Below are 23,130 nucleotides of genomic sequence, written 5' to 3'. Positions count from 1 at the left end.
GCCATGTCATTGATACTGGATGCGCTGAACCGTTCGCGTGATGACAACAGCGGCATGCCCGACCTGGCCACGCGCCATGATTATGCCTCCGGGACCCCGGGCCGGCGCTGGCTGGTGTTTGTATTGAGCGTGGCACTGATTGGCTGTTTGCTGCTCATTCTGTGGCTGTTCTGGGATCGCGGGCAGGAGCAGCCTCCGGCCCAGGCCAATGTATCGCTCCCGGCCACGGTCGGTGCACAGCCGGCTGCGCAGCAACCGCCGCCGCAGGAGCAGGCGATTACGCAAGCGCCGGTCACGGTTGCTGCAGAGCCAGCCCCCGCGCAACCGGCGGTTGCGGTGCAGTCGGTGGTGGTCGACTCGCCGGAGGCGACAGCGGATAGTGCCGCCGCCAGTGCAACGGAGGCGGGCGCAGACCCCGTCGCAGACCCTGCGGTGAGCGCGTTGTATACATCGCAGCCGGATGCGGTTGCGCAGGCGCCCGCGGCGAGTACAGCCCCCGCCAGGGTGTTACCCGCGGAGACTGCCCCGGCAGCGGCCCCGCAGCGGGCGCCCGCGCAGGAGCAGGCGGTTGATATCGAGCAGATGGTGCGCAAGGCCGAAAGCGAACTCGCAGACGCCAGGCTGGAGGAGCACCCGGCGCCATTCGTCAGCGAGCTCTCCCAGCAAACCAAGGACAATATCCCATCGGTTTACTACCAGCGGCACGAGTATTCAGGCCAGGCCGGGCAGTCGCGGGTGGTGCTCAACGGCAAAACCCTGCAGAAAGGTGGCAGCCCCGCCGCCGGAATGCGGGTGGAAGAAATACTCTCCGATTCGGTGGTGCTCGACTACCGCGGCACGCAGTTCCGCCTGCGCGCACTCAACAGCTGGGTTAATCTCTAGCCGCCGGTAGCTCCAGGTAGGCGGCCATAATCCGGAACAGGTCAGGCTGGGCAATGAAGCCCGGCAAACGGCCCTTGCCCTCGGCGTTGGCCAGCACCGGCACCGCCGCACCCGTATGTTCTTCCCTGCTGAAACTGGTGGTGGCGTAATTGACCGCCATGTACCCGCCTTCCGGTGTTTCGATACGGGCCAGGTAGCCCGGCGTGTAGATGGGCACTGGAACTCTGTCGTACAGGCTGACGTAGGGGATCAACTGTGCCGCATGGGTGTGATCGGCCGTGACCAGTACCAGGGTGTGCGGATGCTGCCTGGCGAAAGCCAGCGCGCTACCCAGGGCCTCGTCCAGTTGCGCCACTTCACCGATGGAACCACAGGGATTGCGCCTGTGCGCCTGCTTGTCAATGGACGCTGATTCCACCATCAGGAAGAAGCCCCTGTCATTGTCGGCAGAGAGGTGGCGCAGGGCGATCCCGGTCATCTCCTGCAGGCTGGGTGTGCCGGCGAAAGCCGGGTTGGGTTCACAGACCATCGTCGGTGGCAGGCTGACGTCCCCGAGATAGGGATGCAGGCGATTCAGCAGGCTGGGTTTGGGCAACTCGGCGATGCGCCCGCCTTCTCCCTGCAGGCGTACCGGCAGGTGCCCGCTGGCAAAAATCCCCAGCAAACGCGCGCCGGGTTGGCTGGCCAGCAACTGCTGCCGCGTACTCACGCTGGTAAAACCCTTGTCGACGGCCAGTTCCAGTACGCTGCCCGGGCCGGTTTCTGACGCTACGGTGAAGTGCTTGCGACCACCGCCCAGCAGGACATGCAAACCTGATTGCGCCAGCTGCTCGGAGATCGCCCCCGGCCCGCCATTGCGCATGGCATCCGCGGGGCAGCCGCCGAGTTCGATATCCTTGTAGGGGGTCGCTTGCACCACGCGTTCCACGTTATCCGGATTTTCACAGAGGCGTTCACTGATGTGTGCGGCAAAGGCCGCGGGCGTGGCATCGGTGACGCTGGCGGTGCTGACCAGCCCGGTGCGATAGCCTGCCGCAGCGGCCAGCTCGACAATGGTGGGGAGATCTTCATCGCTGCCGGCGCTGGTGGCAATGCGCCCGCGGCTGGTGACTGCGCCGGTGGCCATGCTGGTGGCGGTATTGGCTGAGTCCGCCACGTACATGGGTTGGCCCGCGCCCCGGTCCTCGATGGTGAGCACCTGGGCGGCACTGCGTACAGGCAGTGTGTCCATCAGCAAGCGCCCGCGCGCACCCCGGAGATAGTTACGGGCAATAGCCAGCTGCTGCTCGCCCATGCCGTCCCCGATGAGCAGGATGATGTTTCGCGGCTGCCCGGTCCCGCTGCCGGCGGCGTGGCTGGTGCCCGGGCCGAGGCTTGCCAACAGGGCTGCCGTGCATATCGCTAGAGTGAGTGGCTTCATCTTTTCTATCCGAGGCTGATGAGACAGGAGGGGCAATTGTTAGCATGATGCGCGCGCAGATGCATCTGCGATATCCGGTCACGAGGGCGATATATGGGCGGATCGCCGGACCAGCGCAGCCAAAAGGGAGGCTGGGTGCTTAAGTTTTGGTCGCCGTTGTGGCACGATCGGTCAACTTTCGCAGCTGCGTATGGTGCGACAGTGCATGGCAGGGCTCTCGGGTCCCTGCCTGACAATAATTAACCGGGGAATAATCTATGAAGATGCTGATAGCCATCATCAAGCCATTCAAGCTTGATGACGTGCGCGAGGCCCTGCAACAGGTCGGGATCGACGGCATGACGGTGGAAGATGTCAAAGGCTTCGGCCGCCAGAAAGGGCACACGGAGTTGTACCGGGGTGCTGAATACGTGGTCGAGTTTCAACCCAAGGTGAAAATCCAGATCGCGGTCAGCGATGCTGAGCTGGCGTCTGCGATTGAGGCCGTTTGCGCTGCCGCAGCCACTGGCAAGGTAGGTGATGGCAAGATCTTTGTAACACCTCTCGAAGAGAGCCTGCGCATACGCACCGGCGAGACCGGCGACCAGGCGCTATGAATACGGAGAAAATAATGAAGTCAATTTCACGACTGGCGCTGCCGGTTTGTCTCATGCTGGCGCCGGCCCTGGCCAGCGCACAGGAGCTCAACCAGGCTGACACCGCCTGGATACTGACGTCTACGGCGCTGGTGTTGTTTATGACTATTCCCGGCCTGTCGCTGTTTTACGCCGGACTGGTGCGGGTGAAAAACGTGCTGTCGGTGTTGATGCAGTGCTTCGCGCTGACCTGCCTGATGTCGCTATTGTGGTTTGCAGTGGGCTACACCCTCGCCTTTGGCTCCGACGGCGTCGAGCAGGGGCCTTTCATCGGTGACCTCGGTAACCTGTTTCTCGCCGGTATGACCATGGACAGCCTCAACGGCGGCATTCCCGCGATCCTGTTCGTCATGTTCCAGATGACCTTCGCCATCATCACCCCGGCGCTGATCGTTGGCGGTTTCGCTGAGCGCATGCGCTTTTCCGCCATGTTGCTGTTCAGCTCGATCTGGCTGCTGGTGGTCTACGCGCCGATCTGTCACTGGGTCTGGGGTGGCGGCTGGCTTGGCAACATGGGCCTGCAGGATTTCGCTGGCGGCACCGTGGTGCATATCACCGCAGCGGTGGCGGCACTGGTCGCGGCGTTGATGCTGGGGCCGCGCCGCGGCTTCGGCACTGTGGCGATGCCGCCGCACAACCTCACCCTGACCGTGATGGGTGCCGGTATGCTCTGGGTCGGCTGGTTCGGTTTCAATGCCGGGTCCGCGGTGGCTGCCGACAACAGCGCCGCCATGGCCATGCTGGTAACGCACCTGTCGGCATCCGCCGGTTCGCTGGCGTGGATGGCAATGGAATGGATCCGCCACGGCAAGCCCTCTGTACTCGGCATCGTCACCGGCATGGTGGCGGGCCTGGGCACTATCACGCCTGCCTCCGGCTCCGTGGGTCCCGCAGCGGCGGTGCTCATCGGGCTCACCGCCGGTGTGGTGTGCTACTTTGCCACTAACTGGATCAAGAACAAGCTGCGCATCGATGACAGCCTGGACGTGTTCCCGGTGCACGGTGTGGGCGGTATTCTCGGTACCCTGCTTGCCGGGGTGTTCTGTTCCACCCAGCTGGGTTTGTTCAGCGGCAACGGCTTCTCTGACGGTGTCGACAGCATTGGCGGACAGCTGATGGTGCAGGCCACCGGCGTGGTGAGCACATTTGTCTATACGGCTGTCGTCAGCTGGCTGATACTGAAGCTGGTAGACGTCCTGGTGGGGCTGCGTGTGGATTCCGACCAGGAAACCCAGGGTCTCGACCTCGTGCTGCACGACGAACGCGGCTACGACCTCTGAGGTCACACTTGTGCTAGTGTGAGGCTGCCGCCGTGGCGCCGGTATTGACTCCGGCGCGACCGCTGCCGCCTTGCCCTGCATCCACGCAGTGGCAGACGTTTACCGGTTAGACGATCAAGCGGGTAGCCTATGCAGTGGACACATCACCACGCCGTGATCAACGGCATCAACATGCATTATGTAGAGCAGGGTGAGGGTATGCCGGTGGTGCTGTGCCACGGGTTTCCTCACCTGTGGTTCAGCTGGCACCGGCAGATACCGGCGCTGGCGGCTGCCGGATACCGGGTCATTGCGCCGGATATGCGTGGCATGGGCCAGACCGATGCGCCGGCGGCTCCCGAGGCCTATGGCGTGGATGCCATCACTGCTGACCTGGTGGGGCTGCTCGATCATCTCGGCATAGAGAGCGCCGTCTTCGCGGGCCTGGATTTCGGCGCCTTTGCCATTTACGACCTGGCGCTGCGTCATCCGCAACGGGTGCTCGCCGTTGTCGGGCTCGAGAACCCCGCTGCGCCGCACAATCCGGATGAGCCGCCCCTGAGTGAGTACCGGCGCATCGGCGAGCAGCACTTCCTGCACATCGAGTACTTTCGCGAACCGCCGCGCGCAGACCTGGAACTGGCGGCAAATCCAAGGCGCTTCCTGCACCAGGTTTTTCACACGCTCAGTGGCGCGGGCAATTATTTCGACTGTTTCCAGTCTCCGCCGGGTACCAGCTATATGGATGCCATGGCGGAACCGCCGCCCTTACCCTGGCCCTGGTTGTCGGAACTGGAGATGGAGTTTTTTGTCAGCGAGTACAGTCGCACCGGGTTTACCGGGGGGCTCAACTGGTATCGCGCGATGGACATCAAATGGCGCGATCGCAAACCCTTTGAAGGTGTACAGAGTGCGGTGCCGGCGTATTTTCTCGGCAGTGAACACGATGTCGACCTGGAAGGCTTTCACGGCGAAGACCCCGTGGGCCTGATGCGCGCCATCTTTCCCGATCTGCGGGCGGTGCGCATGATACCGGGGGCCGGGCATATGGTGCAGTTGGAGGCGTCTGCCGCGGTGAATGAAATCCTGCTGGATTTCCTCGCCGATGTTGGCGCGCGCGCGGCCAGCTGACACCGGGCCCCGAATCAGGAGAAGCTCAACTCGACACCCAGTTTCCCCAAATAGGACTGCTCCTGCTCCAGTTCGCTCAGGGTCAGTGGATGCGCTTCGAGCCAACCCTCGGGGAAGCCCAGGGCAAGTGACTTCTTTTCCGCCTGCACGCCGAAGTCGGGCAGTTGCTCGAGTGGCTCCACGTACTTGAAGCGCACAGCCAGGCGAATGATGACCAGGAGATAGTGCAGGCGCTTGCGCTCGCTCTTGGGCAACTCCTCCAACAGGTCACTGGACAATTTGCCGCGCTGGCCCTGCGACAGGATGGCCAGGGTTTCCTGCTCCTGCTGTGAGAAGCCGGGCAGGTCGGCATTGCGCAGCAGGTAGGCGGAGTGCCGATTGAAGTGTTTGTGGGAAATGGCCATGCCGATTTCGTGCGTACGCGCAGTCCAGTGCAGCAGTTCCCAGTCCTCGTTCTGCAGGCCCCAGGGACCCTGCGTGGCCGAGAAGAAAGTGCGACAGCGTCGCTCCACGACTGCCGCGGTATCCTCGTCTGCGGAATAGCGCTGCACCAGCGCATTCACCGTGCGTTCGCGCACGTCCTCATGGCTCAGGCGCCCCATCAGGTCGTAGATAACGCCCTCGCGCAGCGCCCCCTTGGAGGTGCGCATATGTTCGATGCCCAGGGTGTCGAACAGGGCGCTGGTGATGGCCACACCGGGCACGATCACGTTGCGCCGGTTTTCGGAGAGACCTTCAAGGTTGATGTCGTCGAAGCGCTCGAACCCCAGGAGTTTCTTCTCCAGTTTGCTGAGCGCCTTGCGGGTGATACCGTCATCGCTCCAGCCATTCTGGATAACGATGGCCTCAATCGCGTTGAGCGTGCCGGAAGAGCCCACGCATTCGGCCCAGTGGCCGGAATGGTATCGGTGGCGGATATGCGAGGTTTCGACCCGCGCGCAGTTGTAAGCGCGTCGATAGTTCTGTGCGTTGATCAGGTCGTCGGCAAAACAGTCCCGGGCGTAGGACACGCAGCCCATCTGCAGGCTCTCCAGTTGCCTTGGTTCGAAGCGCTCGCCAACAATGAGTTCCGTGCTGCCGCCACCGATGTCGATCACCAGGCGCGAGTTGGCGTCATCAGCCAGCGTGTGCGCGACACCGAGGTAAACCAGGCGTGCCTCTTCGCGGCCGTAGATGACGTCCACGCGACTGCGCAAAATCTCGTTTGCCGGCATCGTGAATTCCATGCGGTTGTGCGCCTGGCGCAGGGCATTGGTGCCAACGGCGCGAATTTTCGAGGGTTCAACACTGTCCAGTAACTGCGCAAACCGGGACAGGCAGTCCAGGCCGCGTTGGATGGCTTCTGCAGACAGCCTGTCGTTTTCCAGGCCGGCCCCCAGCTGTACTTTCTCTGCGAGTACCTCAATGGGACGCATCTCGCCGTGCTCGATGCGGGCGACGATGAGGTGGAAGGAGTTGCTGCCGAGGTCGACGGCGGCGAGTAGGCTGCCATCGGGCAGGGAGTCCTGTTGGTCTGCGGCCAAGTTGAGCGTGTCCTTGTGTGTGCGCCGGGGCCCTATGGTAATGGATTAGTGGCCCGTACGCATATGGACGCGGCGCAATCGATGTTCAACCTAACCTTCACCCTGGTCAGCGTAGTACCACACCGGCGAGGTCCAGGCGCGCTCCTGTATCTGCCACGGCAGCCCCGGGTCTGTGCAGCTGGGCGGGCGCTCCGCCTCGGCAAGGCGAATACAGTCCCAGCGGCTCCAGCGGCAGCTGGGGTTTTCCAGCACGCGGGCATAGTACACCGCGTCTTGTGCCGGATCGAAATCGGGATCCTGCCAGCTGGCGCAGAGTTGGTTATAGCCGCTGCCACTGACGGCGCAGGTATCGCGATCGACGCTGGCGCCGTTGCCGGTATCTCCGGCCACATCGTAGACCGCCTGGTGGGTGCGCCCGGCAGCGTCCACCCAGGACTTGATGACCTGGATACGCTGCAACAGGCCCGCGCCCGGGTCACGACTGGCGCTGGCCAGGAACACCGGCGCCGCGGAGCCTGCTGGCGGCGGTGGCAGCTGCGCGCCCATGGGCACGCCATGCGCGTAGGCCCTGGCGATGAGATCCGGCGACTCGCAATCGAGAGCCTGCTGATCCCACCCGGCAAACAGGCGCGGGGTGATGCGGGGCCCACTGATGCCGAAGGTTTCCCGCCTGCGCATGGCATCGAACAGTGCGCTGCGGCTGTTTTCACGTGCATAGACGCCGGCCAGTCCGCCCGGGTTGTAACGCACGGGGGAGCCCTTGCCGATACCCCCGGGCACTTCCCTGCTGCCCTGGAGGCGACTGAGTACGTTGCGATCAATGCCGTGGGAGCCGAGATAGTTGTCTTCAGCCTCAGCGGCAGGCAGGCCGTTGTGGGTATCGGTTGCGGCAATGATGCCCATGGCAAACGGGTTGACGCCGAGCTCCCGGCGCTCCCTCAGGCCGGCTGCGAGCGCGTAGCGCACAAAGTTGTAGCGTGACGTGCATCCGCTCAGCAGCATGCCGCCACTGCCGACTGCCTCGCCACAGTCCTCGATTTGCTCTGCTGCCGGGCGCAGCTTCTCGAAGTCGCAGAACTCGTCGGCAGCGCCCATCACGCTGGCAATGCCGTTGCGGCATTCCGAATCGCCCTTGGTTTGCATGATTTCCGCCAGCGGTTCCAGTTCCGCCCTGAGTTCGGCCTGTTGCCGGCGCGTTGCCGGGTCCAGGTCACGATTGCTGTAGGGGTACCACATGCGGCCGGAACTCCAGTTGCTGTTGTGCGGAATTGCCAGTACATCACACCGGGGATCCCCATCGATACAGGTTTGCTTCAGCCACGCCCACAGGTCTTCCGGTGTTGCTGCGTCTTTCGCGCCAACGGCTGCCTGCGGCACGGCCGCTGACCGGAAGATAACATTGCGGTGCAGGTTGGAAGACTCTTCTGCCAGCGTGTACTCGTAAGCGTGCAGCGTGGTGAAGCGGCAGTCGCCGCTGCGATCCTGCCAGCGCTCCGTGCTGAGCTGGTTCTCGCGCCAGACGCGGGCCGCCTGCTCGCGGCAGCCGCTGCCGTCTGCGCCGCATATCCCGGCCGAGCGATCGCGGCCGAATATCGCCAGCGTTGCCAACCGCAGTATGGGTTGCATGTCCGCCGCCGCCGGCACGCGCACGTCGCCGCGGTAAAGCCGGCACACGAGACTGCCGAAGGCCTCGCTGTCTGCGCTGTAACACAGGCGCACCTCGCCCAGTGACTCGGCGTGATCAGTGACGGCCATGAAGTCCAGCGGCCTGTCCAGCCCTATGCCGGGCGGCTCGAAGCCGGCAGCGTCGCCGCGCAGGCGCAGCGGCATGCGCTCGCCGCGAGCAAAGCGATAGGCATCATCGGCGCTGGCCAGGGTGCCGAAGGCGGTGGCGTCATAGGAGGCGGCTGTGTGCACATGCAGGGCGCCAAAAAACGCCGCCGGATACTCTGTGCGGTTGCGGCAGGGCGCCGGTGCCGGCAGGTCCCTGGTGGCAACTGACACGGTGGCCGCTTGCTGCCATCGCGCGGGGTCAGCGCTGTCTGTCGCCACCCTGGCGAATTCGTGGCGCAGCCACAGTGCAGCGGCTACAGCGCTCAACAGCATTGCTGCAACAAGCCAGAGCAGGGCGCGGGCCAGGCGCGGGAGTGTCAAAGTCATGACCGGAATTAAAACAGCTTTGCGCGGGCCTGCAAACCAGCGCGACCGGAAGGCTGGAGGGGTGAGTGCGGTTCAGGGTGAGTGGGGCTGGCGGTCATGCTGTCCGATCTATGGTGCCTGCAATTGACGGCGCAATGCAGCTCACGTAACGTTATCTCATCTTTTTTACAGGATGCCCGTCGCATGACGTTTACTCAATCAGTCCGCTCAGTCATTTCAAAGTATGCCGTGTTTGCGGGTCGCGCCTCGCGTTCGGAATATTGGTACTGGATCCTTGGCCTTGTCCTGGTCAGTATTGTGCTGTCGATCGTGGAGGGCGCACTGGTGGCCCCATTGCTGGGCTTCGAGCCCTTTGCAGAGGAAGCCGGGCAGCCGCTGAACTGGCTGTTTTCCCTGATCATTTTTATCCCGACGCTGGCGGTCGCCGCGCGAAGACTTCACGACATGGGTCGCTCCGGTTGGTGGTTGCTCATCCAGATCATCCCCATTATCGGAGCGCTGGTGTTGTTGTGGTGGTTAACCCGCCCCAGCGATGCGGGTGAAAACGCCTATGGCGCAGCGCCCGCTGCGGCCTGATCCTTGACGCCGGACTGAACCCATACAGCGCCTTGCATGTAGAGGAGAAATTATCATGCGTGTTTTATTTTTGAGCCTTGTTTTCTGCAGCCTTGTCGCCTGCGGTACCACTGACTCGAGTCTGCAGCAGCAGGGTCGCAGCCAGGCCTACATCATCGGCTTTCACGATGGCCGTCACAGCGGTATGCAGGAAGCAGGTAACGACTTCGAGCAGTACATCAAGGATGTCGAGCGTTTCGAGTCGGACGCGGAGTACCGTGATGGCTGGCTAGCCGGCGAGGCAGAGGGCAAAAAACTCCAGCAACAGGCGACCGCCGTGGGTGAGGCCGCCGGCGGCGCCTACTCTGGCTACCGCGTTGGCGAGGAGGTGGATAAAGCCCAACCGCATCCGAAGAAAATCGCCAAAGACGCCATGAAAGGCGTGGACACAGAGGCATTGAAATCTCTCGAGAAGTAGCAGCGGACCCGGGTTCCTGTGACTGACTGCAATCAGCTTGCCAGGACCACCCTCGGCGTCCGCGCCGGCATTCTCGTGGTCAGTTCATAGCCGATGGTATCGGCACAGGCGGCCACTTCACTGGCGGCGAGGCCCTGGCCCCACAGCACCACCTCATCGCCGATGTTCACGCCCTCGAGCTCGGTCACGTCAACGGTAATCATGTCCATGGACACGCGCCCGGCGAGCGGCGCCCGTTGCCCGTTGACCAGCACCGGGGTGCCGTTGCCGGCCAGGCGCGGATAGCCATCACCGTAACCTATGCTGACCGTGGCAATGCGTGACGTGCGCTGCGCTGTCCAGGTCGCGCCGTAGCCCACGGTTTCACCGCATTCGATTTCGCGCACCGAGATAACCGACGATACCAGCGTCATCACCGGGCGCAGTGCCTCGGCATTGGGATGTGGCGCCGCCAGCGGCGAGTTGCCGTAGAGCATGTAGCCTGGCCTGATCCAGTCGTAACAGGAATCCGGCCAGGCCAGTACACCGGCAGAATTTGCCGCGCTGCGCGGTCCCTGCAGCCCGGCGCTCACGGCCTCGAACTGTGCCAGTTGCCGCCGGGTCATGGGATTGTCGGGCTCGTCGGCGCAGGCAAAATGCGTGCAGGTAACCACCTCGCCCCGGCGATTCGGGCAGGCCAGCAGGCGCTGGTGAAATGTCGCCGCCTGTTGCGGCGCCACGCCCAGGCGGTGCATGCCGGTATCCACCTTGAGCCAGCAGGTCACCGGTTGCGACAGCGAAGCCTGCTCCAGCCACTGCATCTGTCGTTCGTTGTCTATCATCACCCAGAGATTCTGGGCCGCAGCTACCTGTAATTCGTCTGCGCTGAACCACCCCTCCAGCAGGAGGATCGGGGACACGACGCCGGCCTCGCGCAACTCCAGCGCTTCCTCGATACAGGCCACCGCCAGCGCGTCGGTGTGCGGGTCCAGTGCCCGGGCAATGGTGACCGCGCCATGGCCGTAAGCGTTGGCCTTGACTACGCACATGACGCGTGACCCGGGCGCCAGTTGCCGCGCCAGGCCGAGGTTGTGGCGCAAGGCATCGAGGTCCAGCCTGGCCTGGTTTGCGCGACTCATCAGAAATCGAACTTGTGACGGCTGTACAGGGTTTGCGCTGCGAGCCACACGTCCCCGATGCTGCCATCGCCCACTGGCTTGCCGTCGATCTCGATGACCGGTGCGATTTCCTTGGAGGAACTGGTAATCCACACTTCATCCGCGCTATGCAGTTCATCGCGCGTGACCACGCGCTCCTGCACCGGGATGCTGCCATCGCGGCGCAGTATCTCCAGCAGCATCAGGCGGGTGATACCGGGCAGCTTCTGGTGGTCCAGCAGCGGCGTGGCGACGATGCCATGGCGCACCACGAACACGTTACAGGCGGCGGCCTCGGTGATCTCGCCCTGCTGGTTGTAGAGAATGGTTTCCGAGTGCCCGCGGGAGTGGCCATGCTGGTAGTGCATGACGTTGCCGAGCAGGGCGGTGGACTTGATATTGCAGCGCTTCCAGCGCAGGTCCTCCGCCGTGGAGACGGTGTAGGGCGTGGCCGCGGCCTTGTCGGGCTGCGGCGCCGGCGGGATCTCGAAGGCGAAGGCATACATCGTCGGGGTAATCCCCTCGGGATAGGCGTGATGACGCCGGGTATCTGCGCCGCGGCTGACATGGTAGTAAATGCCCAGGTTGCCGCCGCCGTTGCGCGCGATGAGTTCGCGTGCGACCTCGCGCCAGGCGTCCCGGTCGACTTGCAACTTGATCTCGATCGCGTCGAGGCCGTCCTGCATTCTGGCCATGTGCGGTGCGAAACCGACGAGTTGGCCATCATAGGACGGGACAACCTCGTAGATGCCGTCACCGAACAGGAAGCCGCGGTCCATCGGCGAAATACGGGCTGCTTCCATCGGCATGTACTCGCCGTTCAGGTAAACCGTGCTCATAGTGATTGCTCTTTCCTTTCCGTTGCTACACCCGGTTACGGGTGCTGTCCAATGCTTATGTTGCGCGCTAGTCGCTGCTGTCAAAACCGGTTAGCTGGCGCAGTTCCTCGATGACCTGTTGGCCGTGTCCGGCGTCGAGTCCATCCTCTGTCAGTGTGTTTTCACGGGTGACACCGTCCACGCTGCCCCGGGCTGAAAGATAGCCGAGTATGGCCAGCGGTGACACTTCCGCCAGCAGGTCGCGTTGCGCCCACAGGCCGAGCAGCGCGATCAGGCCGTAGGCCCCCCAGTTGGATACGTCTGCCACCAGCAATTCGTCACAGCCGGTAACCGCAGGCGTGATGTCCAGGCCGCTGATGGCATCACGAATGTTGCCCATGCCGATCTCGTTGCCGCCGTCGCCGATGGCGATGGTGGGGCACTGTGCCTGCTGGAGATACGGGTCGAAAAAGGCACTGCGTGGGGTGATGTCCTCGCCACGCATATTGTAGTAGCGCCCGTCGGCGCTGAGGCCGGGGCGTTCAATCGACACCACCACCGCCGGCTGCAGTTGCGCGAGCTTGTCGCTGGCCTCGCGCTCCGCGGCGGCAAGGTCACGAGCCTGCAGTTGCAGTACGCGGTAGTCCTCGAGCAGGTGCTGGCTCAGTGGCGCACCGCAGGCCAGGACGGGTTTTGCGCCCAGTGTCTCCATGGCCTTGTACAGTGCGATGGCGCCCACCGGCCCGTCTGTCTCGAAAGTTTCGCTAACAGGAAAGCCGGTACCAATCAGCACGGTGCCCCGATTGCGAAACAGGTGCTGCGCGGCACGCAGGTAATAACCGGGTTGCAGCGCTGCCCGTGCGGTCTGCATGTGTCGCGGGTTGCGCGCCACCAGTACCTGTTCGATGGCTGTGCTCAATTGCAGTTCTGTCATGGTGCCCACTCCGGCAGTCTTTGTCTGCACATCAGGCTGTGCGCGAGGTGCAGCGCGTTATGCGCGGCGTGCGGTGTAATGGGCGCAAAGTGTACCCGCCCGCCCGGCCGCAACTGGGCCAACTGGCCGCAGTCCAGTGACAGCGCGGCGCCGATTTTCGGGTAGCCGCCAATGGTCTGGCGATCATTGAGCAGCACAATGGGTTGTCCGTCCGCGGGAATCTGGATCGCCCCGAAGCAGATGCCCTCGGAGAGGATGCCGTCGATATCACATTCTATCGCCGGCCCTTCCAGGCGATAGCCCATGCGGTCACAGCGTGCGCTGACGTGGTAGGCGTGGCTGAAAAACCGGCGCTGCTGGTAGCGGCTGAAAAATTTCTGCTGGTAGCCGGGAATGACGCGCACGGTAACGATATCGTGGTAGTGCGGTTGCTGCTCCCGGGGCAGATAGCGCAGGTGGCGCTGGTGTACCGTGGGGCAGGGCAGTGAATCACCCGCGCCGAGCTTGTCACCGTGTAATCCGCCTATGCCTTCACGCATCACGGTGGCGCTGCTGCCGAAGTGCGGCGCGACGCTGAAGCCCTCGGCAACGCCCAGGTAAGCCCGGCTGCCTTTCTCTGCGAAGCCCATGGACAGCACGTCGCCGGCGCGAACAGGCAACACCCGCCATTGCTCGGCGGGTTCGCCATTGATACGCAGTCCCATGTCGGCACCGGTGAGGCAGACGAAGGTATCAGTCTCGGCTGTGAGTTCCGCGCCGCCGAAGCTGATTTCCACTGCAGTCGAGCCGGGCGGGTTCTGTAACAGGCGATTGCAGTAGTCAAACGCCTGCGGGTCCAGCGGGCCGCCGTTGGTCAGGCCGATGCGGTGCTGCCCGAAACGCCCACCATCCTGCAGCAGCGCGAGGATGCCCGGCTGCTCGACGCGCAGGCTCACAGCTCACCCCCGAGCTCGAGAAAACGCGCGCGACTGACCGGTTCAAAGCGCACCCGGTCACCTACCGATACCGGCATGGTCGGCTCCGCACTGGGGTCGAACATGCGGGTAGGGCAGCGCCCGATCAGGTTCCAGCCCCCCGGGGAGACGGCGGGATAAACCGCGGTCTGTCTGTCGGCAATAGCCACCGCTCCGCGCGGCACTTTTTGTCTCGGGGTGGCCAGTCGCGGTGCGGCAATGCGCGCGTCCACCTCGCCCAGGTAGGCGAAGCCGGGCGCGAAACCAATCGCGTAGACCCGGTATTCGCAATCACTGTGCAGCGCGATGACCTGCTCAATACCCAGCCCGGCGTTCTCAGCCAGCGATGCCAGGTCCGCGCCGGCCTCGGGGTCATAGTAAACCGGCAGTACCACCAGCTTGCCCTCACCGGCCGCCACGGCATCGAGGGTGGCAACGCACTCGCGCACCTTGTGGCTTACCGCAAGATGGTCGGTACGTAATGGGTCGTAGATGATCAGCAGCGAGGCGTAAGAGGGCACGAGGTCAACCAGGTCGGCGCCAAGCACATGCTCTACGGCCTGGGCGGCAGCCTGCACGCGCGCGGATACCTCGGCACTGGCGGTGTCGCCAAGATAGAGTATGAGGGCATTCTCGCCGGCGCTGTGCAGTTCCACTAGCCCCTGCCTTTAACCAGCGCGCGTATTTCGCGAATAGCCTGCACGCCCTCGGGGTTGTCGCCGTGCACGCACAGGGTATCGGCAGCCAGTGGCAGTGTATGGCCACTTACCGTGGTAAGGCTGCCCTGGTCGCACAGCTGCGCGACCTGCGCCAGCATCTTCTCGCGGCTGTGTACCGCGCCGGGCAGCCGCCGCGACAGCAAGCGGCCGTTGTCGTCATAACAGCGGTCGGCGAAGGCTTCGAACAGGAGTTCCAGACCCAGCGCCGCCGCCTCCTCGCGATGCGCGTCGGCTTCCGGTGTGGCCTGCAGCATCAAACTGAGAGGTCGGTGGTAGGCGGCAATGCTCTGCATGATGGCGCCGCGCACCTCGGCACTGGCCATCATGTCGTTGTAGAGGGCGCCATGGGGCTTGACGTAGTGCAGCGTCATGCCGGCGCTGGCGGCCATGCCATCGAGCGCGGCTACCTGGTACTGCAGGCAGGCGATGATTTCATCGGCGCTGAGTTGCATGGAGCGCCGGCCGAAGCCTACCAGGTCGGGGTAGGCGGGGTGGGCGCCTACGCTGACACCGTGCACCGCTGCCAGTGCCAGGGTGCGCTGTATGGTCAATGGGTCGCCGCCGTGAAAACCACAGGCCACATTGGCCTGGTCGATATGCGGCATCACCTCTGCATCCAGCCCCATGGTCCAGCTGCCATAGCTTTCGCCCAGATCACAGTTCAAGTACATCGGTGTATCACCTGCCCGTTACAGTATTGCCAGTTGGCTGTTACGCAGATCCGAGACCAGCATGTGCCCCGGGCTATGGGTTATGGCGAAGGGCGGTCGCGCCGCCTCCAGGGCCACCTGGGGCGTGACACCGCAGGCCCAGAATACGGGCAGTTCATCCTTTGCCACGGTAACGGCGTCGCCGTAGTCAGGCCGCGCCAGTGACTCAATGCCGATCAGCGCCGGGTCGCCCAGGTGTATCGGGGCCCCGTGCACCTGGGGAAAACGCGTACAAATCTGTACCGCGCGTATCGCATCCCGCGCCTTGAAGGGTCGCATGCTGACTACCATCTTGCCGTGGAAGGGGCCGGCCGCCGCACAGTCTATATCGGTGCGGTACATGGGCACATTGACGCCCTCGCTGACGTTGCGCACTTCCAGGCCATCGGCCAGCAGCGCTTCTTCAAAAGAAAATGAACAGCCCAGTGCAAAAGTCACCAGGTCCTCACGCCATAGCCCGGTGATGTCCGTGACTTCATCGCTGCAGACACCATCATGGAAGACGCGATAGCTTGGCACATCGCTGCGTATGTCAATATCCCCCAAAAGTGGTAAGGCTGTGTCGCCGGCTGTTGCGGACACTGCCAGCAGCGGGCAGGGCCGGGGGTTGGCCTGGCAGAAGCGCAGGAAATCGCCAGCCCATTCTGCCGGCAGGATGGTGAGGTTGCACTGCACGTAACCGGGAGCAAGGCCGGAGGTGTTGCCGGTAAACTCGCCGCTGCGGATTGCCCGGCGCAGGGCGGCGGGGGTAAGGTCTGGACGCATCGATTATCCTGATAGCAGAAATTGATCGCTTAAGTTTGGCACAGAATGGGTTTTCTGGATAATGGCGGCTCGCCTGACAGGGATACAGCAGAAGAGGAAGCATGCTCGAGCAGTTATTGGACATAATGGCACTGGAAACACTGGCCGAGGATCGCTTTCGCGGCCGCAACATGCACCCGCGCGGTTTCCGCATCTATGGTGGGCAGGTGCTGGCACAGGCCGTCTGTGCGGCACAGAAGACGGTAGACGAAGATCGCGTGGTGCACTCCCAGCACGCGTATTTCCTGCGCCCCGGGGACTGCGCCGAGCCGGTTGTCTACGAGGTCGAGCGCGCACGTGACGGCGGCAGTTTCACCTCCCGGCGAGTGGTCGCCCTGCAGAAGGGGCGGCCGATCCTGGTGTCTTCGATGTCATTCCAGCGCCCGGAAGAGGGTTACGAGTACCAGCCGGACCTGCCCGCGGTGACGCCGCCGGAGGAACTGCCCACAGAACGCCAGCGCGCCATTGAAGACGGCACCCTGGACGAGGACTTCATGATTACCACGGGTGAGGACCTGGATGTGCGCATGGTGCACCCGATCGACTGGCGCAACCCGCAACAGGCCGATGGTGAACTCTGCAACTGGATGAAAACCACCGGCCCGGTGGCCGACGACCCGGCCCTGCATCTGTCCCTGCTGACCTACATGTCCGACACCATGGTACTTGACGCGGGGCTTATACAACACGGTCGCTCCTGGATGGAGGGCGGCCTGCAGATCGCGAGCCTGGATCATGCCATCTGGTTTCACGCGCCCTGCCGGGCCGATGAGTGGCTGCTGCACACCGCTGACCTCGAGCGCAACAGCGGTGGCCGAACCCTGGTTCGTGGCCGCTTTTTCACCCGCGAGGGTGTACACGTGGCAACGGTGATGCAGCAGGGTCTGATGCGCACGCGCTGAGCAGTTGCGTTGTTACCGGAGACCTTATAATGTCGAAGGCATAAGCCACTATCCTTGCAGGAGCGCATCATGCCGCATCCCCGCCACACAGCAGAAACCTATCCGCACAAACCCGCCATTATCATGGGCGACTCCGGGGAGATGGTGACCTACCGTCAACTGGATGAGCGCTCCAACCAGGGTGCACAGCTGTTCCGTTCGCTGGGTTTACAGGCTGGCGACCATATCGCCCTGATGATGGAGAACAATGCCCGCTTCCTGGAAATCTGCTGGGCAGCGCAGCGCGCAGGACTCATCTATACGCCGATCTCCAGTCACCTGAAGCGCGAAGAGACCGCCTACATCATTGATAATTGCGGCGCGCAGCTTTTCATCGGCTCGCATGAGCTGGCGGAAGTGGCGCAGGACATGCTCGAAGCGGCCAGTGGTGCCAGTCACTTCTACATGGTTGGCGGCATTATCGACGGTTATGAATCCTGGGAGGAGGCCACGGACGCACAGCCGGCAGAGCGTATTGCCGACGAGAACAACGGCGTGCCCATGCTGTACTCCTCGGGAACCACCGGCAAGCCCAAGGGCGTGTTCGTACCACCCACCAGCGACGACGTGGATGCCCCCCACCCGATGGCGATGACCCTGGGTGTTGCCTTCGGGTTTGCAGAGGAAACGGTGTACCTGTCCCCGGCGCCGCTGTATCACGCCGCGCCGCTGCACTACAACATGATGAACCTGTATCAGGGCGGCACGTCAGTGATCATGGAGCGTTTCGATCCCGAGCGCGCACTGGCGCTGATAGAAGAACACCGTGCCACGCACAGCCAATGGGTGCCGATCATGTTCATCCGCATGTTGAAGCTGCCGCAGGAGGTGCGCGAACGCTACGACGTCAGCTCCATGCAGTTCGCTATCCATGCGGCGGCGCCATGCCCCATAGAGGTGAAGGAAAAAATGATCGACTGGTGGGGGCCGGTGATCGTGGAATATTACGCTGCAAGTGAGGGCATCGGCGCCACCATTATCGACTCGGACGACTGGCTGCAACACAAGGGCTCGGTGGGCCGGGCGCTGGCCGGCGAGATACATATCGTCGATGACGATGGCAACGAGTTGCCGCCCGGAGAGACCGGTACAATCTATTTCAGTGGCGAACAGGCGCGCTTCGAATACCACAAAGAGTCAGAGAAAACCGCGGGTGCATACAACGAGCGCGGCTGGGCCACGACCGGTGATGTCGGCTACGTCGACGAGGAGGGTTATCTTTACCTCACCGATCGCAAGCACTACATGATTATTTCCGGCGGCGTGAACATTTATCCCCAGGAGATCGAAAACGTGCTGGTGGGGCATGACAAGATCGCCGATGTCGCCGTGTTCGGGGTGCCCTGTGATGAATTCGGTGAAAAAGTGCAGGCCGTGGTGGAGCCCATGAACTGGGCCGATGCCACTGACGAGACCGCCATCGAGATCATGGAGTGGTTGCGCGAACGCATCTCCCACATCAAGCTGCCCAAGGCCCTGGATTTTCATCCCAAGCTGCCGCGCCTCGACAATGGCAAGCTCTACAAGCGCCACCTGATGGAAGAGTACAAGGGCGGCGCCAGGGCCAACGACAAGCCGGAAGAGTGATCACGGGCCGGGGTTTGGAATCTCGCCACGCTGGTGCCGACTGGCTTTTGCGACGCTGTCGTGCGATTAGCCAGTGCGGCTCCGGAAGCTCCGCATCGAGTTATCCCGGCCAGGCGGCAGCAGTTGAAAACATTGTTAAAGCCTATGCCGTAAGCCGTCATCCCCGCGCAGGCGGGGATCCAGTGATATCTCCGTGTTTTCTGGATCCCCCGATGGGGGACCACCGCCTGAGCAGGTACAGGTCTGGTCCGGACTCTCTCTAGTTACCAGTCAATGCCGCCTGTTGCGACGCCGCATCGCGGCGCTTGCCACGGCGGCTGAAGGGCAGGTAGAACACCGGTACCACGAACAGCGTGAACAGGGTGCCCACCAGCATGCCGGCACTGATTACCAGGCCGATGCTGAAACGGCTGTTGGCGCCGGCGCCACTGGCGATCACCAGTGGCCACACGCCCAGCACGGTGGCGAAGGTCGTCATCAGGATGGGACGCAGGCGCTGCGCGGCAGACTGCAGCACCGCTTCGCGCCGTGCCATGCCAGTCAGCGCCAGTTTGTTGGCGAACTCCACTATCAGTATCCCGTGTTTGCTGATCAGCCCGATCAGGGTCAGCAGGCCGATCTGTGTATAGATGTTGAGCGTGGCGAAGCCCATTGCAATGGGCACCATGGCGCCAAAAATGGACAGGGGCACCGTTACCAGCACCACCAGGGGATCACGGAAGCTGTTGAACTGCGCGGACAGCACCAGGAAGATCAGCATCATCGACAACGTAAACAGCAGCGGGAAGGACGCGGTTTCCTGGACGAAGCGACGCGACGCGCCGGTGTAGCCCTCGCGGAAGCCGCTGGGTGCGACTTCATTCAGGGTTTGCTCGAGGAATTCAAGCCCCGCACCCAGGCTGTTGGGTGGCATGATAATGCCTTCGATAGTGGTGCTGTTGAGCTGCTGGTACTGGGTCAGGCTGTTGGGTTCTACCCTGGTCTCCAGCGACACCAGCGTGGACAGGGGCACCATTTCGCCGCTGCTGGTGCGCAGGTAGTAGTGCTCCAGTTCCTCGCGGGCGAGCCGTGACTCCCTTTGCGCCTGCGGTATCACCTTGTAACTGCGTCCATCCAGGGTGAAGCGATTGGTCTCGGCCTCGCCCAGCATCACCGCCAGGGTCTCGCCGATCGCCTGCATGGATACCCCTAACCTGGCGGCGCCCTCGCGATCCACGTGCACCACGATTTCAGGCCGGTTGAAGTCCAGGCTCTGGGTGACAAAGGCAAACAGTCCCGATTCCCTTGCCGCCGCCAGCAGCGCATCACCGACGCGTTTTACTTCATCGTAGCCGGCGGTTGACGCCACCACGAAGCTGACCGGGAGTCCGGCATCGGCCCCGGGCAGGGCCGGCGTGGCGAAGGCAAACAACTCCATACCCGCGACCCGGCCGAGTTTTTGCTGCAGTTCAGCTTGTACTTCCTGCTGCGTGCGTTCGCGCTCGTCCCAGGGAAAGAGGGTGATGCCGCCGAAGCTGCCGTCCTGTTGAATGACCTGCCAGGAATGACTGAATTCGGGGATGCTGCGCCAGATGTCGACGACTTCTGCCAGGTAGTGGTCGGAGTACGCCACGTTGGTGTGGCGCGGGGCGTTGCCGACCACGAACACGCCACCACTGTCCTCATCGGGCGCCAGCTCCTGCTGGGCCAGGGCGAACAGCACCGGCAGGCTGGCCAGCAGGCAGGTCGCCAGCAGCAGTACCGCGCCACGGTTGGCCAGGCAGCGGTCAAGCAGGCGCTGGTAACGCGCCACCAGCTTGTCAAAGCGGTGATCCAGCCAGGTGGCAAAACGGCCCTGGTTGTCGGCATCCTTGAGCACGCGCGAACACATCATGGGGCTCAGCGTCAGCGCTACCACCCCGGAAACCAGCACGGCACCGCCCAGGGTGAGGGCGAATTCACTGAACAGTGCCCCGGTGAGCCCGCCGATAAAGGCAATCGGCGCGTATACCGCGGCGAGCGTCAGGCTCATGGCTACCACCGGTAGCGCCACTTCCCGCGCCCCGGTCAGGGCAGCCTGCATGGGCGTGGCGCCCAGTTCGATGTGCCGATGCACGTTCTCCACTACCACGATGGCATCATCGACCACCAGGCCGATGGCGATAACCATGGCCAGCAGGGTCAGCAGGTTGAGGGTGAAGCCCAGGCTGTAGATCATGAACACCACGCCGATCAGTGACAGGGGAATGACCACCAGGGGAATCAGCACCACTCGCAGGGAGCCGAGGAACAGGTAGATCACCAGGATGACGATCACCGCGGCCTCAATGAGTGTGGTGATCACCTCGCCGAGGGCTTCATCGATCACCACGCTGCCATCCCAGTCCAGCAGCATTTCCATGTCTGCCGGCAGGCTGGCTTCAATCCTGGGCAGAATGGCATGTACGGCCCGGGAGACGTCCAGCGGATTGGCGTCGGGCGCTGGCGTGATTGACATGAACACCGCGTCGCGTCCGCTGGACAGGGTTTTTAACTGCGTGGTTTCGGCATCCAGCGCGACCTCGGCAACGTCACCCAGGCGCACGCGCTGGTCGCCCACCTGGCGCACCACCAGGTCGCGAAAATCCTGTTCCGTCTGCATGTCCGTGCGCGCATCCACCGTCACGCGGACCAGGTTGCTTTCTGTGGATCCGGCCGCGCTGATGAAGTTATCGCGACTGATGGCGGCGTGTACGTCTGTGGCGGTAACACCCAGCGCGGCCATCTTTACCGGGTCCAGCCAGACCCGCATGGCCAGCCGCAGGGCGAAGACTTCGGCTTTGCCCACGCCGGGCAGGGTAGCGATTTCCGGCTGCACGCTGCGCAGCATGAAATCTGTTACCTGGTGCATGCTCATCTGCTCGCTGTAGAAGCCCAGGTACATCATGGCATCGGTGCTGGCGGCCGAAGTGATGACCGGGTCCTCGATGCCGCGGGGCAATTCCCCGCGCGCTTCATTGACCTTGGCAATGACCTCGTTGAGCACATCGGTGCTGCTCTCGCCCAGCTGCACGTGCACGGTAATAAAGGACTCGCCGGGATTGCTGTCGGAGACCATGTACTCGACGCCGCGGGCGCCGGCGATACGCAGCTGCAGCGGGTCGGTGACGAAACCCTGCACGGTACGCGCGCTGGCGCCCGGGTAGTAGGTGGTGACGTAGATAACGCTGCGTTCCAGTTCCGGAAACTCGCGAATGCCGACGCGAAACGCAGAGGCCGTGCCCAGCAGCAGTAGCAGGCTGCTGACCACGATAGCCAGCACCGGGCGCTGGATGAATGTGTCGGTAAGCTTCACTGCGTAAACGCCGCGGGACTGGTCTCGGCGACGATGCGGGCGCCGCGATAAAGCTTGTTCTGGCCGACGCTGGCGACCCGTTCCCCTGCCTGCAGGCCACTGCGTATGGCAATGCGTCCCGCGCGAACCTCGCCGGTCTGGACTACACGCGGTGTGACCAGTAAGCCCTGTTCATCCTCTTCCACGACGAACACGGTGTCGCCCTGGATCGAGTAACTGACCGCCGTCTCCGGCAGCGTCACCACCTGGCTTGCCTGCTGCAAATCGATCACCAACTGGGCGAACATGCCCGGCAGCAGCGCGTCACTTCCGGGCAGGCTGGCTCGCAGCGCCAGGTTGCGGGTACCCGGGTCTACGGTTACGTCGATCGCCTGCAGCGTGGCGCTGAAACTGCGCTCGCTGGATGCGGTTTGCACGCTTACCGGCAGGCCGGCACGCAGCTGCGGAAAGTGCCTTGCAGGCACGGAGAAGTTCACCTCCAGCTCACTGAGGTCCTGCAGGGTGGAGATGGGCGTGCCGGTCTGGATGTAGTCGCCGCGCTTGACTTCGATAATGCCCACGGTGCCTGCGAATGGCGCGACGATGCGTTTGTTGTCCAACTGCGCCTCGATTTCAGCAAGGCTGGCGATGGCTGCGTCCAGGTCTGCCCGCGAGCGATCGTACTGGCTTTGCGGTATCGACTGCTGCTCGATAAGGCTGGCGTCGCGCTGGTAGAGCTGCTGTGCCAGCACCAGGTTGGCCCGGGCGCGCTGCCGGCTGGCCTGCTCGATGCTGTCATTCAGGGTCAGTAGCAGCTGACCGGCCTCAACACGCTGCCCGGACTCGATGTCGATGGCGATGATCTCACCGGCTGTCTCAGTAGCCAGGTTAACGCCGCGCGCCGCGCGCAGGGTGCCCACGGCGCGCAGGGTGGATGGCCAGGATTCCTCCCTCGCCGTGGCAACGGCCACCGTGACCGGAGGCGGCGTGAAATCCGTCCCGGCGAGGATGGAGAATTTATTGTACAGATAGCCGGATATGCCGCCGAAAATAACCAGCAGCAGCACGGCGACAGTCAGGTAGGCGCGCAAAACAAACCCCGCTTTTACGAGTTGGCGAGGGCAGTGTATGCGCTTTCTGGCTGTTATGCATCCTGTGTATATCGGGGCTGGCTTTTATGCCGGTTTTCCCGG

At 63.2% G+C, this 23,130-nt stretch carries 20 protein-coding genes; 8 read left to right on the top strand and 12 right to left on the bottom strand.

Annotation, left to right across the window (positions count from 1 at the left end; translation table 11 throughout):
* Window positions 1–3: 3 nt before the first annotated feature.
* Entirely contained in the window at window positions 4–882 is an 879-nt protein-coding gene (locus F0M18_RS02240) for a general secretion pathway protein GspB (RefSeq protein WP_149609746.1), read from the top strand.
* Here the strand turns inward: F0M18_RS02240 and F0M18_RS02235 are convergent.
* Window positions 872–2,302 carry an alkaline phosphatase gene (locus F0M18_RS02235; protein ID WP_149609745.1) on the bottom strand — a complete coding sequence of 477 codons (1,431 nt, stop codon included), beginning with the start codon at window positions 2,300–2,302 and terminating at the stop codon, window positions 872–874. The genes F0M18_RS02240 and F0M18_RS02235 overlap by 11 nt on opposite strands.
* A 257-nt stretch (window positions 2,303–2,559) precedes the next feature.
* Here F0M18_RS02235 and F0M18_RS02230 point away from each other — a divergent pair, with 257 nt between their 5' ends.
* From F0M18_RS02230 to F0M18_RS02220, 3 genes are all read left to right on the top strand, one after another.
* A complete protein-coding gene (locus tag F0M18_RS02230; RefSeq protein WP_149609744.1) occupies window positions 2,560–2,898 on the top strand; it encodes a P-II family nitrogen regulator in 339 nt (112 codons plus the stop codon).
* Window positions 2,899–2,912: 14 nt separating this feature from the next.
* Window positions 2,913–4,217, top strand: coding sequence for an ammonium transporter (locus F0M18_RS02225; protein ID WP_149609743.1), 1,305 nt, complete (start codon window positions 2,913–2,915; stop codon window positions 4,215–4,217).
* Between the two features lie 129 nt (window positions 4,218–4,346).
* A complete protein-coding gene (locus F0M18_RS02220; RefSeq protein WP_149609742.1) occupies window positions 4,347–5,327 on the top strand; it encodes an alpha/beta fold hydrolase in 981 nt (326 codons plus the stop codon).
* 14 nt (window positions 5,328–5,341) lie between these two features.
* On the opposite strand, the gene F0M18_RS02215 is transcribed toward F0M18_RS02220, so the two are convergent.
* Together F0M18_RS02215 and F0M18_RS02210 are read right to left on the bottom strand one after the other, a co-directional pair.
* Window positions 5,342–6,850 (bottom strand): Ppx/GppA phosphatase family protein, encoded by a 1,509-nt coding sequence (locus F0M18_RS02215; protein WP_149609741.1) that lies wholly within the window; start codon window positions 6,848–6,850, stop codon window positions 5,342–5,344.
* Between the two features lie 90 nt (window positions 6,851–6,940).
* Complete coding sequence (locus tag F0M18_RS02210; RefSeq protein ID WP_149609740.1) at window positions 6,941–9,010, bottom strand: DUF3604 domain-containing protein; 2,070 nt, start codon at window positions 9,008–9,010, stop codon at window positions 6,941–6,943.
* Between the two features lie 183 nt (window positions 9,011–9,193).
* Between F0M18_RS02210 and F0M18_RS02205 the strand changes: the two genes are divergently transcribed.
* Both F0M18_RS02205 and F0M18_RS02200 read left to right on the top strand, forming a co-directional pair.
* Complete coding sequence (locus tag F0M18_RS02205; RefSeq protein ID WP_149609739.1) at window positions 9,194–9,586, top strand: DUF805 domain-containing protein; 393 nt, start codon at window positions 9,194–9,196, stop codon at window positions 9,584–9,586.
* Window positions 9,587–9,641: 55 nt separating this feature from the next.
* Entirely contained in the window at window positions 9,642–10,043 is a 402-nt protein-coding gene (locus F0M18_RS02200) for a hypothetical protein (RefSeq protein ID WP_149609738.1), read from the top strand.
* A 32-nt stretch (window positions 10,044–10,075) separates the two neighbouring features.
* Here F0M18_RS02200 and alr read toward each other — a convergent pair whose 3' ends face one another.
* The 7 genes from alr to F0M18_RS02165 form a co-directional block, all read right to left on the bottom strand.
* Window positions 10,076–11,161, bottom strand: coding sequence for an alanine racemase (gene alr, locus F0M18_RS02195; RefSeq protein ID WP_149609737.1), 1,086 nt, complete (start codon window positions 11,159–11,161; stop codon window positions 10,076–10,078).
* Complete coding sequence (locus tag F0M18_RS02190) at window positions 11,161–12,018, bottom strand: D-amino acid aminotransferase (RefSeq protein WP_149609736.1); 858 nt, start codon at window positions 12,016–12,018, stop codon at window positions 11,161–11,163. Before F0M18_RS02190 ends, alr begins: the two co-directional genes overlap by 1 nt.
* Before the next feature lie 67 nt (window positions 12,019–12,085).
* Complete coding sequence (locus F0M18_RS02185) at window positions 12,086–12,931, bottom strand: DUF4392 domain-containing protein (RefSeq protein ID WP_149609735.1); 846 nt, start codon at window positions 12,929–12,931, stop codon at window positions 12,086–12,088.
* Window positions 12,928–13,866 (bottom strand): 5-oxoprolinase subunit C family protein, encoded by a 939-nt coding sequence (locus F0M18_RS02180; protein WP_149609734.1) that lies wholly within the window; start codon window positions 13,864–13,866, stop codon window positions 12,928–12,930. Before F0M18_RS02180 ends, F0M18_RS02185 begins: the two co-directional genes overlap by 4 nt.
* Window positions 13,863–14,540, bottom strand: a complete 678-nt coding sequence (pxpB, locus tag F0M18_RS02175; RefSeq protein WP_149609733.1) for a 5-oxoprolinase subunit PxpB — start codon at window positions 14,538–14,540, stop codon at window positions 13,863–13,865. Before pxpB ends, F0M18_RS02180 begins: the two co-directional genes overlap by 4 nt.
* Window positions 14,540–15,274, bottom strand: a complete 735-nt coding sequence (locus F0M18_RS02170; protein ID WP_149609732.1) for a 5-oxoprolinase subunit PxpA — start codon at window positions 15,272–15,274, stop codon at window positions 14,540–14,542. Before F0M18_RS02170 ends, pxpB begins: the two co-directional genes overlap by 1 nt.
* 18 nt (window positions 15,275–15,292) lie before the next feature.
* Window positions 15,293–16,078, bottom strand: a complete 786-nt coding sequence (locus F0M18_RS02165) for a putative hydro-lyase (protein WP_149609731.1) — start codon at window positions 16,076–16,078, stop codon at window positions 15,293–15,295.
* Between the two features lie 101 nt (window positions 16,079–16,179).
* Here F0M18_RS02165 and F0M18_RS02160 point away from each other — a divergent pair, with 101 nt between their 5' ends.
* Both F0M18_RS02160 and F0M18_RS02155 read left to right on the top strand, forming a co-directional pair.
* Entirely contained in the window at window positions 16,180–17,019 is an 840-nt protein-coding gene (locus F0M18_RS02160; RefSeq protein WP_149609730.1) for an acyl-CoA thioesterase, read from the top strand.
* 69 nt (window positions 17,020–17,088) lie between these two features.
* Entirely contained in the window at window positions 17,089–18,645 is a 1,557-nt protein-coding gene (locus F0M18_RS02155) for an acyl-CoA synthetase (protein WP_149609729.1), read from the top strand.
* Between the two features lie 259 nt (window positions 18,646–18,904).
* Here the strand turns inward: F0M18_RS02155 and F0M18_RS02150 are convergent, their stop codons facing one another.
* A complete protein-coding gene (locus F0M18_RS02150; protein WP_149609728.1) occupies window positions 18,905–21,958 on the bottom strand; it encodes an efflux RND transporter permease subunit in 3,054 nt (1,017 codons plus the stop codon).
* A complete protein-coding gene (locus F0M18_RS02145) occupies window positions 21,955–23,028 on the bottom strand; it encodes an efflux RND transporter periplasmic adaptor subunit (protein WP_149609727.1) in 1,074 nt (357 codons plus the stop codon). Before F0M18_RS02145 ends, F0M18_RS02150 begins: the two co-directional genes overlap by 4 nt.
* Between the last annotated feature and the right edge of the window lie 102 nt (window positions 23,029–23,130).

The sequence above is a fragment of the Pseudohalioglobus sediminis genome (assembly GCF_008370495.1).
Lineage (GTDB): Bacteria > Pseudomonadota > Gammaproteobacteria > Pseudomonadales > Halieaceae > Halioglobus.
Note: the sequence above shows the minus strand (reverse complement) of the source record. Positions and strands in the feature narration are given on the sequence as shown.